Source organism: Paraburkholderia aspalathi, from assembly GCF_905220735.1.
Lineage (GTDB): Bacteria > Pseudomonadota > Gammaproteobacteria > Burkholderiales > Burkholderiaceae > Paraburkholderia > Paraburkholderia aspalathi.
This window is the reverse complement of the sequence record NZ_CAJNBA010000012.1, coordinates 97673-111281: the sequence shown is the minus strand read 5'-3', so window position 1 is coordinate 111281 and position 13609 is coordinate 97673. Positions and strand designations below refer to the sequence as shown.

Below are 13609 nucleotides of genomic sequence, written 5' to 3'. Positions count from 1 at the left end.
TTACGCCTGTTGCGGCTGGGCGCTCGCCACGGCGCCCAAGGCGGCGTCGAATGCCTGTTGCAGCGCGGCCTGATCGAGGTCTTCGCCGATCAGCACAAAGCGGCTTTGTTGCTCTGCGCCCATTTCGCCCGCCTGCCAGCGCCGGTCGAAGTAACTATCGAATCGACGGCCCACGCCCTGTATCACCAGACGCATCGCCGCACCCGGCAGCGCCGCGAAACCTTTGACGCGGTAAATCGTGTTGGTTTCGACGAGCCCTTGCAACGCGGCGATCACAGCTTCGCGCGACGAAACATTCGCGTGCACCACCACCGAATCGAACTCGTCGTGATGGTGATCGGCGTCTTCGGCCGAACCATGGTGATCGTGACGCAGATGAATCGTTTCTTCCGACGCCGCTTCGAGGCCCAGCAGCGTATGCAGATCAAGTTGACCCATCTGCGCGCGCACGATCTTCACTTGCGGCGGAATTTCTTCGCGGATGACGGCTTCGACAGAAGCTTGACGCGCTTCGTCGAGCAGATCGGTTTTGTTCAGAATCACCAGATCGGCCGCCGACAATTGATCTTCGAACAATTCGTGCAGCGGCGATTCGTGATCGAGATTCGGATCGGCCTTGCGTTGCGCATCCACGGCGACTGGGTTGTCGGCGAACTGGCCGCTCGACGCGGCCGGGCCGTCTACCACGGTGACGACCGCGTCGACGGTAAAGCTATTCTTGATCTGCGGCCAGTTGAACGCCTGCACCAGCGGCTTCGGCAACGCGAGACCTGACGTTTCGATCAGCACGTGATCGATCTGCTCGCGGCGCTCCACCAGCTTTTCCATCACCGGGAAAAACTCCTCTTGCACGGTGCAGCACAGGCAGCCGTTCGCGAGTTCATACAGCTGCCCTTCGGTCTCGACGCCGTTCTCATCGCAGCCGATGCCGCAACCCTTGAGGATTTCCCCGTCGATGCCGAGCTCGCCGAACTCGTTGACGATCACCGCGATGCGCTTGCCGCCCGCATGCTGAAGAATGTGCCGCAGCAGCGTGGTCTTGCCGCTGCCGAGAAAGCCCGTGACGATGGTGACGGGGATCTTGCGCATTTGAGTTTGCATCGTGAGGTCCATCCGTAGGAGTTGCTCGTGCACGCCGAGGCATCGTGTATAGGCCGGGCAAACGGGGCACACACCCCAAACCACGACATTAACAAAACACGGGGACGGACAACGGCGTTGCCGAGGCAACCAAAAACTGGAAACGAGAATGAGGTCATGAACGCGCCACCGCATCCCCGCGATGGTCGTTCTTCGTAGTCTGGCCGGTATCCGGGCTGGCGACAGCGCCGCTTCCCCTTCCCGGACGAGTGGTTTCTCGCCCAGTGGTTATATGCCGACGCGGCCTTGCGCGTGGACATCGAAGCCGGCTCCGCGGCGCTCAAGAACGCACCGCTTTTCGCTTACCGTTGCGGGGGCAGCACAGGTTGACCCGGTCCATTGCAGGTGGGCACCCTGTTTCCCGTTTAACTGCATGCGCACGAGCGCGCACACGAGCACCAAAGTGCGTGCGAGTTTAGGCCGAGCGCCCCCTGCCGTCAAGGAAACGCGGGCTTCGGCAAGGCCTTTCCACAGTGCCGGCGCGGCCTGCCGTGTGCTATCGTATGCGCGCGTTTGGTGCCCGCATATGCGATCGCATGTGCAGTTAAACGGGAAACAGGCCGCGCTCGCTGCGCTCAACCTGTGCTGTCCCCGCAACGGTAAGCGACCTGCGGTGCTTTCGCATCGCGCATGCGTTTTTGATGCCACTGTCCGACGAATCCGGACGGGAAGGCAAAACGCATGAGGCCGCCAGCCCGGATACCGGCCAGACGCGGAGGCAGTGAACGTCACGCTGCCGGCCGCCGGAATCCGCGAGGGACGGATGTGAAGGCGCTGAAGCACGACGTGACGCGGCCGTTGGCGTTTTCCTGTGGGAAACGCGGCGAGCGGCGTTTTTCGTCGCGCGTAATCTGTTGCACCGCATGACCTCAATTTCTGCCGCCTCCGGCCTCTTCGCGCCTCAGCCGCTCCCATTCGTCACGACATGGCGTGCGCCATGCACGCTGCGATGAGCCGCGCCTGGCTGATCGGCGCCGGTCCCGGCGACGTCGAACTGATGACGCTCAAAGCGACGCGCGCGTTGGCGCAAGCCGATGTGGTGCTGGTCGACGATCTGGTGAATCCTGAAGTACTGCAGTTCGCGCGCGCCGATGCGCTGGTCGTGTATGTCGGCAAACGCGGCGGGCATCCGTCGACGCCGCAGGCCGGCATCGTCGCGCAAATGCTCGAGCATTTGCGGGCGGGACGCAGCGTCGCCCGTTTGAAAGGCGGCGATCCGTTCGTGTTCGGCCGTGGCGGCGAAGAACAAGAAGCGCTCCATGCCGCAGGCATTAGCGTCGACGTGATCAACGGCATCACCGCCGGGATTGCGGCGCCCGCGGCAATCGGCATTCCTGTGACGCATCGCGATCACGCGCAAGGCGTGGTGTTCGTCACCGGACACGGCGCCGGCAGCGGCGAGCCGGACTGGGCCGCGCTCGTCGCTACGCGAATGACGCTGGTGATTTACATGGGCATGCGGCGACTGAACGAAATCGTCGACACATTGCTCGCAGCCGGGATGAGCGCCGATACGCCGTGCGCCGCGATCGAATCGGCCACGCGCCCCGAGCAACGGCATGCGCTCGCGCGGCTCGGCGAGTTCGCCGATACGGTCTCGCGCGCCGGGCTCGGGTCGCCGGCGATCGTGGTGATCGGCGGTGTGGCGTCGCTGGCTTTGGCGCGGGATGCGGTGAAAGTCGGCAGCGAATCCCAGCGCCACGCAAGGAAAACGCTAACCGTCGGCATCGGTTGTCGTTTGCACAGCTCCGCCGAGGAAATCGAAACGGCTGTACGTGCCACGCTCGGCTCGCATTCATTCGACGAAATCAGCACGATCGCCTCAGTCGACGTCAAAGCTCACGAAACCGGTTTGCTCGAATTTTGCGCACGTCATGCGTTGCCGCTGAAGCTGTTCAGCCGCGAGCAGATTGCGGCGATCTCCGTGAACGATCCGTCGGCGGCCACACGTGAGCATCTCGGCATAGACGGCGTCTGCGAGCCGTGCGCCTTGCTCGCTGCGGCGACCGAATCTGATGCGGCCCATGCCTCAATTAGCTCAATGACCCCAGTTGCCTCGTTTGCAGCCGATACCGCCAACGCACGGCTACTCGTGCGCAAAACCGTACATGCCGGCATCACCGTCGCGATAGCATCGACCACCGCCCGCCTCGCCTGCGAACACACAAACAACAACACTCAAGAACAGGACCTTCCATGAAGACCGATCCCGAATCGCATCAACGCATGACCGAACGCCGGCGCGAGGGCCACGAGAAGAAGCAGGCCAGCGCCACCGTCGAAAAAGGTCTGCTGATCGTCAATACCGGCACCGGCAAAGGCAAAACCACCGCAGCGTTCGGCATGGCCGTGCGCGTGCTTGGGCATGGCATGCGCCTCGGCGTCGTGCAGTTCATCAAGGGCGCGCTGCATACGTCGGAACGCGACTTCCTCGGCGCGATCGCCAATTGCGACTTCGTCACGATGGGCGACGGCTATACCTGGAACACGCAGAATCGCGACGCCGACATCGCCACCGCGCGCAAAGGGTGGAACGAAGCACGCCGCATGATCGAAAGCGGCGACTATCAGATGGTGATCCTCGACGAACTGAACACCGTGCTGAAGTACGAATACCTGCCGCTCGACGAAGTGCTGTCGGTACTGACCGGGCGCGCGGAGATGCTGCACGTGGTGGTGACCGGCCGTCACGCGCCGGACGCGCTGATCGAAGCCGCCGACCTCGTCACCGAAATGCGCATCGTCAAGCATCCGTATCGCGAGCAAGGCGTGAAAGCGCAGCGCGGCGTGGAGTTCTGAGCGATGTCCGCGTGCCCCGCCCTGTTCATTAGCGCGCCCGCGTCGGGCCAAGGCAAGACCACGATTACCGCGGGTCTGGCGCGCTACCATCGGCGGCTGGGGCGACACGTGCGCGTATTCAAAACCGGCCCCGACTTTCTCGACCCGATGATCCTCGCGCGTGCCAGCGGCACGCCGGTCCTGTCGCTCGATCTGTGGATGGTGGGCGAAACCGCCTGTCGCAACCTGCTCGCGCAGGCGGCGGCCGAAGCGGATCTGATCCTGATCGAAGGCGTGATGGGCCTGTTCGACGGCACACCGAGCAGCGCGGATCTGGCAACCACATTCGGCGTGCCGGTGCTCGCGGTGATTTCGGCGAAAGCGATGGCGCAGACCTTCGGCGCGGTCGCTTTCGGCCTTGCGCAATTCAGGCCGGAGGTACCGTTTTACGGCGTGCTCGCCAATCGCGTCGGCTCACCAAGGCACGCGCAAATGCTCGAAGAGGCTTTGCCGCCAGACCTGCGCTGGTGCGGACACATCAGCGGCAACGACGAAATCGAACTGCCCGATCGCCATCTCGGCCTGCATCAGGCGGCAGAAATCAACGATCTGGACGCGCGTCTGGATCGTGCCGCCGATGCGCTCGCGCAAACCGCGCTGGCCGAATTGCCGCCGCCGGTCGAATTCGGCACGCCTATAGAAGAAGCGCCGCCGCGTCTTCTGGAAGGCAAGCGCATCGCCATTGCGCGCGATGCCGCGTTCTCGTTCATCTATCCGGCCAACGTCACGCTGCTGGAGACACTCGGCGCGCGCATCGACTACTTCTCACCGCTCGCCGACGAAGCGTTGCCGGAGCACGCCGACGCCCTGTACCTGCCAGGCGGCTATCCCGAACTGCATGCTGAATTGCTCGCTGGCAACACACGCAGTGCCGCAACGATCCGCGCACACGCTGCAGCAGGCAAACCGGTCGTTGCCGAATGCGGCGGTATGCTCTACCTGCTTGAACAGTTGACGGACACGAGCGGCACCACAACGCCGATGCTAGGCCTCTTGCCCGGCCATGCAACAATGCAAAAGCGCTTCACCGCGCTCGGCATGCAACAGATCGACAGTCTGCACGGTTCAATGACCGGCCACACGTTTCACTACTCGAAGCTGACGACGCCGCTCACGCCGCTGCGTACAGCCACCCGGCCAAATCTCGATGCCCCCGGCGAGGCCGTGTTCCGCGCAGGCTCGATCGTGGCAACCTATATGCATGCTTATTGGCCCTCCAACCCGGCCTTCACGGCCGCCCTGTTCCATGGCGAAGCCTTTTAACGATTCCGAGCGCGAAGCCGTCTACCGCGCGATTTACGAGCGGCGCGACATGCGCCACTTCGTGCGCGACCCGGTTGAGCCTGCCGTATTGCAACGTCTGCTCGATGCAGCGCATCACGCACCGAGCGTCGGCTTCATGCAGCCGTGGCGCATCGCGCGCATTACCGACGCGGCCTTGCGCAGCGCGCTGCACGCAACCGTCGAAAGCGAACGCCTCGCCACTGCCGACGCACTCGGCAAGCGTCGCGAAGAGTTCATGAAGCTGAAAGTGGAAGGCATGCTGGAATGCGGCGAACTGCTGGTGATGGCGCTGATGGACGGTCGCGAGCGTCACATCTTCGGACGCCGCACCTTGCCGGAAATGGATCTGGCTTCCGTGGCGTGCGCGATCCAGAACATGTGGCTGGCCGCGCGCGCGGAAGGTCTGGGAATGGGCTGGGTGTCGCTATTCGACGTCGACACGGTGCGCACGCTGCTACATATGCCCGAGGGCGCACGGCCAGTGGCGATTCTGTGTCTCGGCCACGTCGATCAGTTCTACAGCGAGCCGATGCTGGAAACCGAGCGTTGGGCGAGCCGCATGCCGCTTGCCGAGTGCGTTTTCGAAAATTGCTGGCCGGAAGACGACAAAGCGCCGGAGTAATGCGGGCGCAGACGTCTGACTGCTATGGCTGGAGAGGCTTGAGCGAAACCACAGCCGGCACGCCGCCCGCCTGATCGGCCCGCAGTTTCACGCGCCAGTCCGGCGGCGCATCGAACGGAAATTTTGCCAGCGCGCTTTTCACGAGCACCGGCATCGCATGCAACGGGTCGGGATCTCGATCGCTGCTGGCCGCACTCACCTTGTAGACTTCCTGTCCGCTCGACTGCTCGAAGAACCGCAGCGTCAACGCGTGCTGATAAGCGCGTCCGCCGAATAGCGAAAACGGCGGTGCGGGCGAGCGTTCGCACGCACCGGGCGCGCAGTCAGTCGCGCCCACGCCGATCGCGGCCGGCCGCGTGTCATACGCAATCGACAGTAAATAGTGCGCAGACTTGGCCGCCGAATCGGTGAAGCCGTTCTTCGCCAGCTCATCGCGCAGCATGGTTTCAAATTGCGGATGATCCGCGCTGGAATCCTGCGACGGCATGCGCGCAATCGTATAGGTGCGCTCGCCCTGCAGCACGGCTGAAGGATTCGCCGTGTGCACGTCGGCGTTCAAACCCGCGCATCCGGTCAGACTCGCCGCGGCGAGCGCGGCACAGATCAATATCGCTTTCACCGGCTTCTCGCTTCGATAAGATGAGTGTTCATAGTCATAAGCGTGGCGTTGTGGACACGTCGGCTTGCGCTTCGTCGAGTGCCGGCAGGGAAATCGTAAATGCAGTCCCCTTGCCTGGCGCGCTGACCACCTCGACGTCGCCGCCATGGCGCGTCACGACGGTCTTGACGAATGCCATACCCAATCCGGCGCCGCCCACTTCCGGCCGCTCCGTCTCGTGAAAGCGCCGGAAGCGCTCGAACAGGCCCGCCTGCTGCTCCTCGGGAATTCCATAGCCTTCGTCGCGAATCGTGCACGATACACGTTTTGCCGCAGCGGGCGCGGCCATTTGCACAAGGCCGCGTGGAGCGCTGGGACCGCCGAGGCTCGTCAGGCTGCACGTGATCTGTGTATCCGGTGGGCTGTACTTGACCGCATTGTTCAGGATGTTGACGAGCGCACGCGTCATCAGCGACCGGTCGGCGCAGATCCAGTGGCCGTCGTCGGCATCGGTTCCGTCGGCCGTATCGGTTTGCAGCGTGATGCGCTTGGCGTGGGCCTGTGGCCAGACTTCGTCGCTGGCGTCGATCAACAGCTCGGTCATGCTCACCGGTTCGAGCACATAGGTTTGCGATTCGGCGCGCGCGAGCTGCACGAAATCGTCGGCGAGCGTCAGCGCGCGTTGCGCATAACGCTCGATGCGTTCCAGCAGGCCACGCGCGAGCACCGGCTCGCTGCGCGCCCGCTCGATCTCCACCAGCGCAAGAATCGAAGCCTGTGGCGAACGCATATCGTGCGACAGCAGCCGCAACGCGTCTTCGCGTTGACGCTCGGCGGCGTGCAAGGCCGATACGTCGACGAGGCCCGCGATCCAGCCCGTCGTCTCACCTTGTTCGTTCGTGCAATTCGCATAGCGCAGCAGATGGTCGCGCTCGTCGGCGTCGCGCACCTCGACGCCTTGCGCCATCAGCTCGGCGAACTCGCTGCGTGCAGGATCGAGCAGCGCCGGCCACTGGGCATGCGCGAGAAGATTGTTTTCGGCGTCCGACGCTGCGCCACTGTCGATGGTCTTGACCAGCGTCAGTCCGCCCAACACCGCCCGCATCGGCCGGCCTTCCGGCAGCGGCGCGCCAAGCCGCGCGAAATGCGCCTTGGCGGCATGGTTTGCAATCAGCACGATGCCTTCCACGTCGCTCACGAGGATCGGCTCGGGCATGCTGTCGAGGCTGTCCCATACGAAACGCTTCATGTCCTGCACGCGCTGCGCAGCCTGCGCCATCAGCGCCATATGCTGCTCCAGCACGTCGCCGCCGAACTCGCGGCGGCGCTGTGGCGTTTCCGGCAGGAGGTGCGGTTCGTCGGCGAGGCGCTGCAGCTCTTCGCGCAGATAAGCCATCGTCATTTCGAGGCGCCGCCAGTTCCAGATCGGATACACCACGATCAATCCGGCGATCGCCGGCACCGGCGACATCCACAGCCGCGCGCCGTACAGCAGCGCCGCGCTGCCGACGGTGGCAAGCGCGCCCAGCGCGACGGTCAGCAGCAACGACCGTCGCGGCGAAAGCACCAGAAAGCCTGCGAGCAGCGCGGCGAGCGGCACCAGCGACACCACGAACAGCACCCAGGGCCGGGCGGGTTCGAGCTCGCGACCGGTCAGCAGCGTATCGAGCACGTTCGCGTGGATATAGACACCGGGCAGCGGCCCCAGCTCACCGGACACCGGTGTGGCAAAACGGTCATACAAGCCGGACGCGGTCACGCCGATCAGCACGATGCGTCCGCGCAGCTTGTCCGCGGGGACATTGCCGGCGAGCACATCCGCGAAACTCAGCTTCGCGTAGCTCTGCGCGTTCGGACCGAAAGGAATCAGGAAGCGGCCTTCGCCTTCGTCATGGTCATCGGATTGGGGCGCCGCCTCGCGGGAAGACGGCCGGGGCGGCCGCTCGTTCAATTGCAGAGCACCACGCTCGACATCCTGGGCGACCGGCACCATCAATTGCGGCCAGCGCGAATTCGCGTCGCCCTCGAAACGCGCGACGCTGCGCACAATGCCGTCGCTATCGACTTCAAGGTTGATATGCCCAAGCCCCGCTGCCGCATGCGCGAGCGGCGCCACCGGCTCGACCGCGACGCGCTGGCCGGCGCTGTCCGGCGGCGTCAACAGCATCGGCAGATAAGTGGGACTCAGGGCGACCGCGCGGGCGAGCTCGGCGTCTTCGGCATTGGCTTCCGTAAACAGCACGTCGTAGATCACCGCGGCGGGCTTCGCCTTCGCAATCTGTTCGAGCAGCCTCGCGTGGACGCTGCGCGGCCATGGCCAGCGGCCAAGTTGCGCAATGCTGGCGTTGTCGATTTCGAGCACTACGATATCGCGCAGCAACGGTTGCGCGCGCAGACTCAGAAAGCGGTCGTAGACCAGATGATCGACGCCGGCAGTCAGCCGGCCGAGCGAACTGAGCAGAATCACCACAATGCCCAGGCAGCCGATCGCCACCCACTCGAGCAGGAAGCGGCGGCCGGCGCGCCGTCCGAGACGGGCGCGCGGGTCGAGGCTCAGGCGCGTGTGTGTGGTCGGCAAGGCGTGGCGTGGCGTGGTTGAGAGCTAAGGAACGGGTCGGTTGTCGACCCGGCCCCGTGAATCTACCAGCGTCAGCGTGCAAGCGTAAACGAGCGGACCGCGCTGCTCTTCTCGTAGAAGCGGCCGTTTTCGAACTGCTCGGCGACGATCGTCCAGTAGTAGACGCCGCCCGGCAGGTCGCTCACTACGATCTGGCCGCCCGTCAGATCGGTCTTGTCGACAAGCGGATGGCGCAGGTCGGCAGTCGTGGCCAGCACAAAGCGAAAACGCGTCTCGACCGTGGAGCGGCTGACGAACCAGCGGAACTCGTAATCGCGACTGCCGGCGCGTGGGCCTGCCGACGCATTCAGACCCAGTTGGCGCCGCTCGAAACCGTAAACCTGCGGCAGGCCCTCGAGGCCGTTCGAGTCGACCGCGGCAATGCGCACGAAATATGTACCGTCGGCCAGATCGCCGAAGTCGGCATGCGGCGCGTTCACGCGCAGATCGCGGATCAGGTCGAGCTGATCGGCATCGCGCGCAATCTGGACGCGATAGGCCACGGCGCGCTCAGCGGGGACGAGGTCGAACGCGACGGTTTTGCTGTCCTGCACTTTGGCCGGGTCGGTAAGCGACGGCGCGGCCAGCAATTCCACCGGACCGCCGATCGCGCCGCCGGCCCGCGTGACACTGCCAAAGCGCGCCTTGACGAGTTGCGCCGACGCCTGCAGCGGTAGGCCGGGTGGAGGCGCGGCGATCCGGCCATTGACGGCCGCCGGGTCAACGCCGACCGCTCCGTCCAGCACTTCCACCGCCGTCGTTTGGGCGTCGCCGTCGTAGGCGACCTTGAAGCGCGTGCCGCGCACGCCCGCTACAACCGATGGCGAGCGGATCTGGAAGCGGTCGTCCTTTTTGGTGGCATGCGTGACCTGGCTTTCGACTTCGCCATGCCGCAGATCGAGTACGCGATCGCCCGAGCCAGTCAACACGGTACGCCGCAGCGTGCCGATATCGAGCACACCGTCCTGCGACACCGTGATGTGCGAGCCGTCTGGCAACTCCAGCGTGACAAAGCCGTTATGGCCGGTGCGAATGCGGTCGCCCTCGCCGAGCGTCGTGCCCGCAGTGAGCGGCGTAAAAGGATTCTTGCCGAAAGCGTGCTCCACCGGACCGCTCGTCGCGATCACGCGCGCCGACTCGGGGTCCTGTTTGAGCCTGTCGGCCGGCAGACGCAGCGTGATCCCGGCCGGCATGCGGCGTGGCGCGGGCACATGATTCAGACGGCTCAACATGGCCCAATCGCCGGAGTCGCGCAGATAGCGGCCGGCGATTTCGTACAACGTGTCGCCATCGTGAGTCACGTAGGACACATAGACGGGCGCGGTCGTTTTGCTTCGTGGCTTCGGCGCGCGCGACGATTGCGCATCCGCCGACACCGGCGCGAAGCACGTCATTGCAATCAGACCGGCGGCCAGCATCGCGCCGGCGCGCCAGCCCGCTGAACCTGCACGGCCGGACACTACCCCATCGAAAGCAACCGTCACGCATCCCCCGCTTCGGGGCGTTCTTCGGTCGCCGCGGGCGGCGAGCCGGATTCGATCCGTTCGAGCCGGTACCCATAGCCGTAGATCGGCGTCAGACGATAGCCATGCTCCGGGCGCAAGCCGAGCTTGCTGCGCAGCATCGACACGTGCGTGTCCATCGTGCGCGACGGAATGTCCGTCGCCTGCTTCCAGATCACATCGAGAATGTGCGCGCGCGAGAGCGGCCGGCTCAGATGCTGGAACAACAGCAGCGCGAGCTCAAACTCCTTCTGCGTCACGGCGACGGTCGCGCCGCGCACCACTACGTGCTTCGCGCCCAGATCGAATTCGAATTCGCCGAAAACTTCTTTCGCCGCAGCCGGCTTCAGGTGATACGCCCGGCGCAGCAAGGAGCCGACACGCGCCAGCAGGACCGCCGCAGAGACCGGCTTGACGACGTAATCGTCCGCGCCGGTGTTGAGGATCGAGGTGATATCGGTTTCGCGGCCGCGGCTTGTCATGAACAGGACCGGCAAGCGCTCGGAGAGGCTTTCGCGCACCCAGCGCAGCACCTCTTCGCCCGACATGTCGGGCACGTTCCAGTCGAGCACGAGCAGGTCGAAGGTCTGGCGCCGCAGTTGCCGCACCAGTTCACGGCCCGCGCCGAAAGCATGACAGACGTGGCCGGCCGCAGACAGCGTTTGGCAAACTAGATCGGCTTGAGCCGAATCGTCATCCAGGACTGCAATTCTCATAAAACCCCGCAACGCGACATCGTCCTTCGTAACTGTTGGCCGGTGAGCCGGCAGATGGCCGGGATGGCGGTGCGAACACCGACGATCCAGCTTCCTGTTTTCATCTTCGGCTGCACTCTTTTTCGATTAACGGTCCTTTGCCTCGCGCCCTGTTCAGCTCTGCCGCTCCACTGTCTCGAAATTAGCGCGCATTTTTTGGCTTTAACGCGCTGATTACCGAAGGGGCAGATCATCATAATCGAAAACGGCCGTTCTTTTTCCCGGATGCACTTATGCGCTTATGCAGCTATCCGGCCCGGCTCGGCCACTGCGGGCCGCTCTATGGGATTTTCCCCGACGTCTCTCAGGTTCTGCCTGTTATTGAAATCGACCTCAATGGGTCGTTATACGAGTCAGCTGGTCTCGCTCGCACGGTGATTGGCCCCGTCTGCCTTTTGTCCTATCGGGCTGTGCCCCCCGGCGTTCAGGAAACAGCGATTTGACAATTTGCGAGTCAGTATAGGAACAGTCTCAAAATAAATCGTTTAAGAATTGTTAGATCGGTTTGATGGTGCGATTGCAGATATACATCGAAACACACAGACACCACAAAAACAACTTTAAAAACAATCGCTTATGACAAAAATCGGATCAATCAACGTAGTGGCGACGTGCGCTATCGCGTTGCAAAACTTCGCGGCCAGCGTAACGTTTAGCGTAGGTTTTTTTTGCAACTGAAAGTAGTCCGAAAACCGACATCAGACCGAAGATGAAGTTCGGCGCCAGACGGGCCAAGCCCCTCCAGCCGCAACAACATATAGCGTGCGACGACTTCCCCGGCTTACGACTCGAAGCTACGGCGACGCGACGCACTTGGACGTACCGATACCGATCGCCTCTCGACGGTAACATGCGACAAATCAAGCTCGGGGATTGGCCAGCAATGCCTCTCGCCGCCGCAGTCGTTCAGCGGGAGACAAAACGGGGCATCCGTGATACTGGCGAAGATCCCGCCCTCGCGCGACGCCGGGCCAGGGGGCACGTCGCCGTACTGGACGCCAAACATGGTCTCGGTGCATATACCGTTCGGTGACTGACTGGCCCCGAGATCACTGCTACGAAAAACAAGCGCATAGAACGTGCGACTGCGCATTGCGTACCGCTCGTCGGTCGGGCTGAGTTGATCGTCCGGAGGCGATGAGCGATTTACGGCGCCAGCTATTTATTTCCTTACACTGCGCCGAAACCGGGACGCCGCCCAGCCAAGTCACGCAAATGCATTACTCAAGCGAGTGTCCGGCAGATCATTGCCCGCTGCCAACGCTACTGGAAGGGAAACAACAAGCTGGTGACTGATCGTCCAATCCCTGTGACGGGACGGACGCCACACGATCTTCGTCGTACCGCGCGCACGGTGCTCGGCGCGATGGGATGCGCAAACGAGGTCGCTGAAGAGATAATTGGACACATCAAGCCGGGTATCGTGGGGGTCTACAACCTTTATACCTACGATGCCGAAAAGCGAGAGCGGCTCACGAAGCTGGCCGCCCGCCTTGAGGAACTGGCCTTTTAACAGTGTATCGATCAGACGTAGGCTTTCCTCCGAGTTCCGCGGTAGTCCTTTACCAAATGAGGCTGAGCCGAAATCTTTGGAGAATCGGACATGTCGCAACCCGGTGTTTCATTCGCACCATCGCGAGCCGCTGGTTCATTCGTCGACCAGCTCAAGGCCCGGGTCGTGCTGCTCGCCGTCTTTGTTGGCTCCATTTGGGCGACGTTCTTCCTGTCGGTTTCGATGCCTTTCCTGCATCTGAATCGGCATGGCGTTGTCCCGCGCACGCTGAGCGGCCTGCAGGGCATCCTGTTTGCGCCGTGGCTGCACGCCGGGCTGTGGCACATCACCGCCAACACAGGCGGGCTGCTAGTGCTCGGCTGGCTCACGATGTGGCCGCGCATTGCTAATTTCTGGCAGGCGACCGCCGGCGCCATCCTCGGCGCGGGACTGTGTGCATGGCTGCTGGGCGCGCCCTATTCTGTGCACATCGGCGCGAGCGGCGTGGTGTTCGGATACGCAGGGTATCTCGTCGCACGCGGTGTTTACACGCGCAGCATCATCTCGATTCTCGTCGCCCTATTCGTGGCCAGTAGCTACGGACTGAGTATGCTGCTCGGCGCGCTGCCCCTCTACCCGGGCGTATCGTGGCCAAGCCATCTTGGTGGCGCGATTGGCGGCATCATCGCCGCGCGACTGTCGCGACAAAGCCTGCGCCCCTAGAAGGGTGACGACTGCTTCTCATTGTGGACGAGACATCG

Annotated in this window: 12 protein-coding genes, 1 pseudogene and 2 riboswitches; of the genes and pseudogenes, 8 read left to right on the top strand and 5 right to left on the bottom strand. The window is 63.4% G+C overall.

The annotated features are described in order from the left end of the window. Complete coding sequence (gene cobW, locus KHO30_RS36335; protein ID WP_280531463.1) at nucleotides 1–1101, bottom strand: cobalamin biosynthesis protein CobW; 1101 nt, start codon at nucleotides 1099–1101, stop codon at nucleotides 1–3. A gap of 184 nt (nucleotides 1102–1285) precedes the next feature. After that, a riboswitch (cobalamin riboswitch) is annotated at nucleotides 1286–1558 on the bottom strand. Between the two features lie 79 nt (nucleotides 1559–1637). Further along, nucleotides 1638–1865: riboswitch (cobalamin riboswitch) on the top strand. Nucleotides 1866–2089: 224 nt separating this feature from the next. Between cobW and cobA the strand changes: the two are divergent. From cobA to bluB, 5 genes and pseudogenes are all read left to right on the top strand, one after another. Continuing rightward, a pseudogene (gene cobA / locus KHO30_RS39450) lies at nucleotides 2090–2812 on the top strand (uroporphyrinogen-III C-methyltransferase); the annotation flags it as partial. Beyond that, the gene (locus KHO30_RS39445) at nucleotides 2813–3340 is read left to right on the top strand and encodes a cobalamin biosynthesis protein (protein WP_425312939.1); all 528 of its coding nucleotides are present in this window, start codon (nucleotides 2813–2815) and stop codon (nucleotides 3338–3340) included. Next, nucleotides 3337–3939: a cob(I)yrinic acid a,c-diamide adenosyltransferase gene (cobO, locus tag KHO30_RS36325; RefSeq protein ID WP_093638791.1), complete on the top strand. Its 603-nt coding sequence runs from the start codon at nucleotides 3337–3339 to the stop codon at nucleotides 3937–3939. Before KHO30_RS39445 ends, cobO begins: the two co-directional genes overlap by 4 nt. A 3-nt stretch (nucleotides 3940–3942) precedes the next feature. Then, nucleotides 3943–5241 (top strand): cobyrinic acid a,c-diamide synthase CobB, encoded by a 1299-nt coding sequence (locus KHO30_RS36320; RefSeq protein ID WP_211703796.1) that lies wholly within the window; start codon nucleotides 3943–3945, stop codon nucleotides 5239–5241. Next, entirely contained in the window at nucleotides 5225–5884 is a 660-nt protein-coding gene (bluB, locus tag KHO30_RS36315) for a 5,6-dimethylbenzimidazole synthase (protein ID WP_211703795.1), read from the top strand. Before KHO30_RS36320 ends, bluB begins: the two co-directional genes overlap by 17 nt. Before the next feature lie 22 nt (nucleotides 5885–5906). Here bluB and KHO30_RS36310 read toward each other — a convergent pair whose 3' ends face one another. From KHO30_RS36310 to KHO30_RS36295, 4 genes are all read right to left on the bottom strand, one after another. Then, entirely contained in the window at nucleotides 5907–6503 is a 597-nt protein-coding gene (locus KHO30_RS36310; RefSeq protein ID WP_244862793.1) for a DUF4136 domain-containing protein, read from the bottom strand. A 34-nt stretch (nucleotides 6504–6537) separates the two neighbouring features. Beyond that, nucleotides 6538–9060 (bottom strand): CHASE2 domain-containing protein, encoded by a 2523-nt coding sequence (locus KHO30_RS36305; protein ID WP_211703794.1) that lies wholly within the window; start codon nucleotides 9058–9060, stop codon nucleotides 6538–6540. Between the two features lie 71 nt (nucleotides 9061–9131). Continuing rightward, nucleotides 9132–10517 carry a FecR family protein gene (locus KHO30_RS36300; RefSeq protein WP_211703816.1) on the bottom strand — a complete coding sequence of 462 codons (1386 nt, stop codon included), beginning with the start codon at nucleotides 10515–10517 and terminating at the stop codon, nucleotides 9132–9134. Between the two features lie 62 nt (nucleotides 10518–10579). Then, complete coding sequence (locus KHO30_RS36295) at nucleotides 10580–11317, bottom strand: response regulator transcription factor (RefSeq protein ID WP_093638774.1); 738 nt, start codon at nucleotides 11315–11317, stop codon at nucleotides 10580–10582. Between the two features lie 748 nt (nucleotides 11318–12065). Between KHO30_RS36295 and KHO30_RS39675 the strand changes: the two genes are divergently transcribed. The 3 genes from KHO30_RS39675 (at nucleotide 12066) to KHO30_RS36285 (ending at nucleotide 13571) form a co-directional block, all read left to right on the top strand. Then, nucleotides 12066–12389: an Arm DNA-binding domain-containing protein gene (locus KHO30_RS39675; protein WP_342345996.1), complete on the top strand. Its 324-nt coding sequence runs from the start codon at nucleotides 12066–12068 to the stop codon at nucleotides 12387–12389. A gap of 255 nt (nucleotides 12390–12644) precedes the next feature. Further along, the gene (locus KHO30_RS39670; RefSeq protein ID WP_342345994.1) at nucleotides 12645–12869 is read left to right on the top strand and encodes a site-specific integrase; all 225 of its coding nucleotides are present in this window, start codon (nucleotides 12645–12647) and stop codon (nucleotides 12867–12869) included. Between the two features lie 90 nt (nucleotides 12870–12959). Continuing rightward, nucleotides 12960–13571 (top strand): rhomboid family intramembrane serine protease, encoded by a 612-nt coding sequence (locus KHO30_RS36285; protein ID WP_093638770.1) that lies wholly within the window; start codon nucleotides 12960–12962, stop codon nucleotides 13569–13571. The last annotated feature ends 38 nt before the right edge of the window (nucleotides 13572–13609 follow it).

Excerpts from the sequence above, each read along its gene's own strand:
- cobW (WP_280531463.1), bottom strand. The coding sequence starts at position 1,101 with ATGCAAACTCAAATGCGCAAGATCCCCGTCACCATCGTCACGGGCTTT.
- cobO (WP_093638791.1), top strand. The coding sequence starts at position 3,337 with ATGAAGACCGATCCCGAATCGCATCAACGCATGACCGAACGCCGGCGC.
- KHO30_RS36320 (WP_211703796.1), top strand. The coding sequence starts at position 3,943 with ATGTCCGCGTGCCCCGCCCTGTTCATTAGCGCGCCCGCGTCGGGCCAA.
- bluB (WP_211703795.1), top strand. The coding sequence starts at position 5,225 with ATGGCGAAGCCTTTTAACGATTCCGAGCGCGAAGCCGTCTACCGCGCG.
- KHO30_RS36300 (WP_211703816.1), bottom strand. The coding sequence starts at position 10,517 with ATGCTGGCCGCCGGTCTGATTGCAATGACGTGCTTCGCGCCGGTGTCG.
- KHO30_RS36295 (WP_093638774.1), bottom strand. The coding sequence starts at position 11,317 with ATGAGAATTGCAGTCCTGGATGACGATTCGGCTCAAGCCGATCTAGTT.
- KHO30_RS39675 (WP_342345996.1), top strand. The coding sequence starts at position 12,066 with ATGAAGTTCGGCGCCAGACGGGCCAAGCCCCTCCAGCCGCAACAACAT.
- KHO30_RS36285 (WP_093638770.1), top strand. The coding sequence starts at position 12,960 with ATGTCGCAACCCGGTGTTTCATTCGCACCATCGCGAGCCGCTGGTTCA.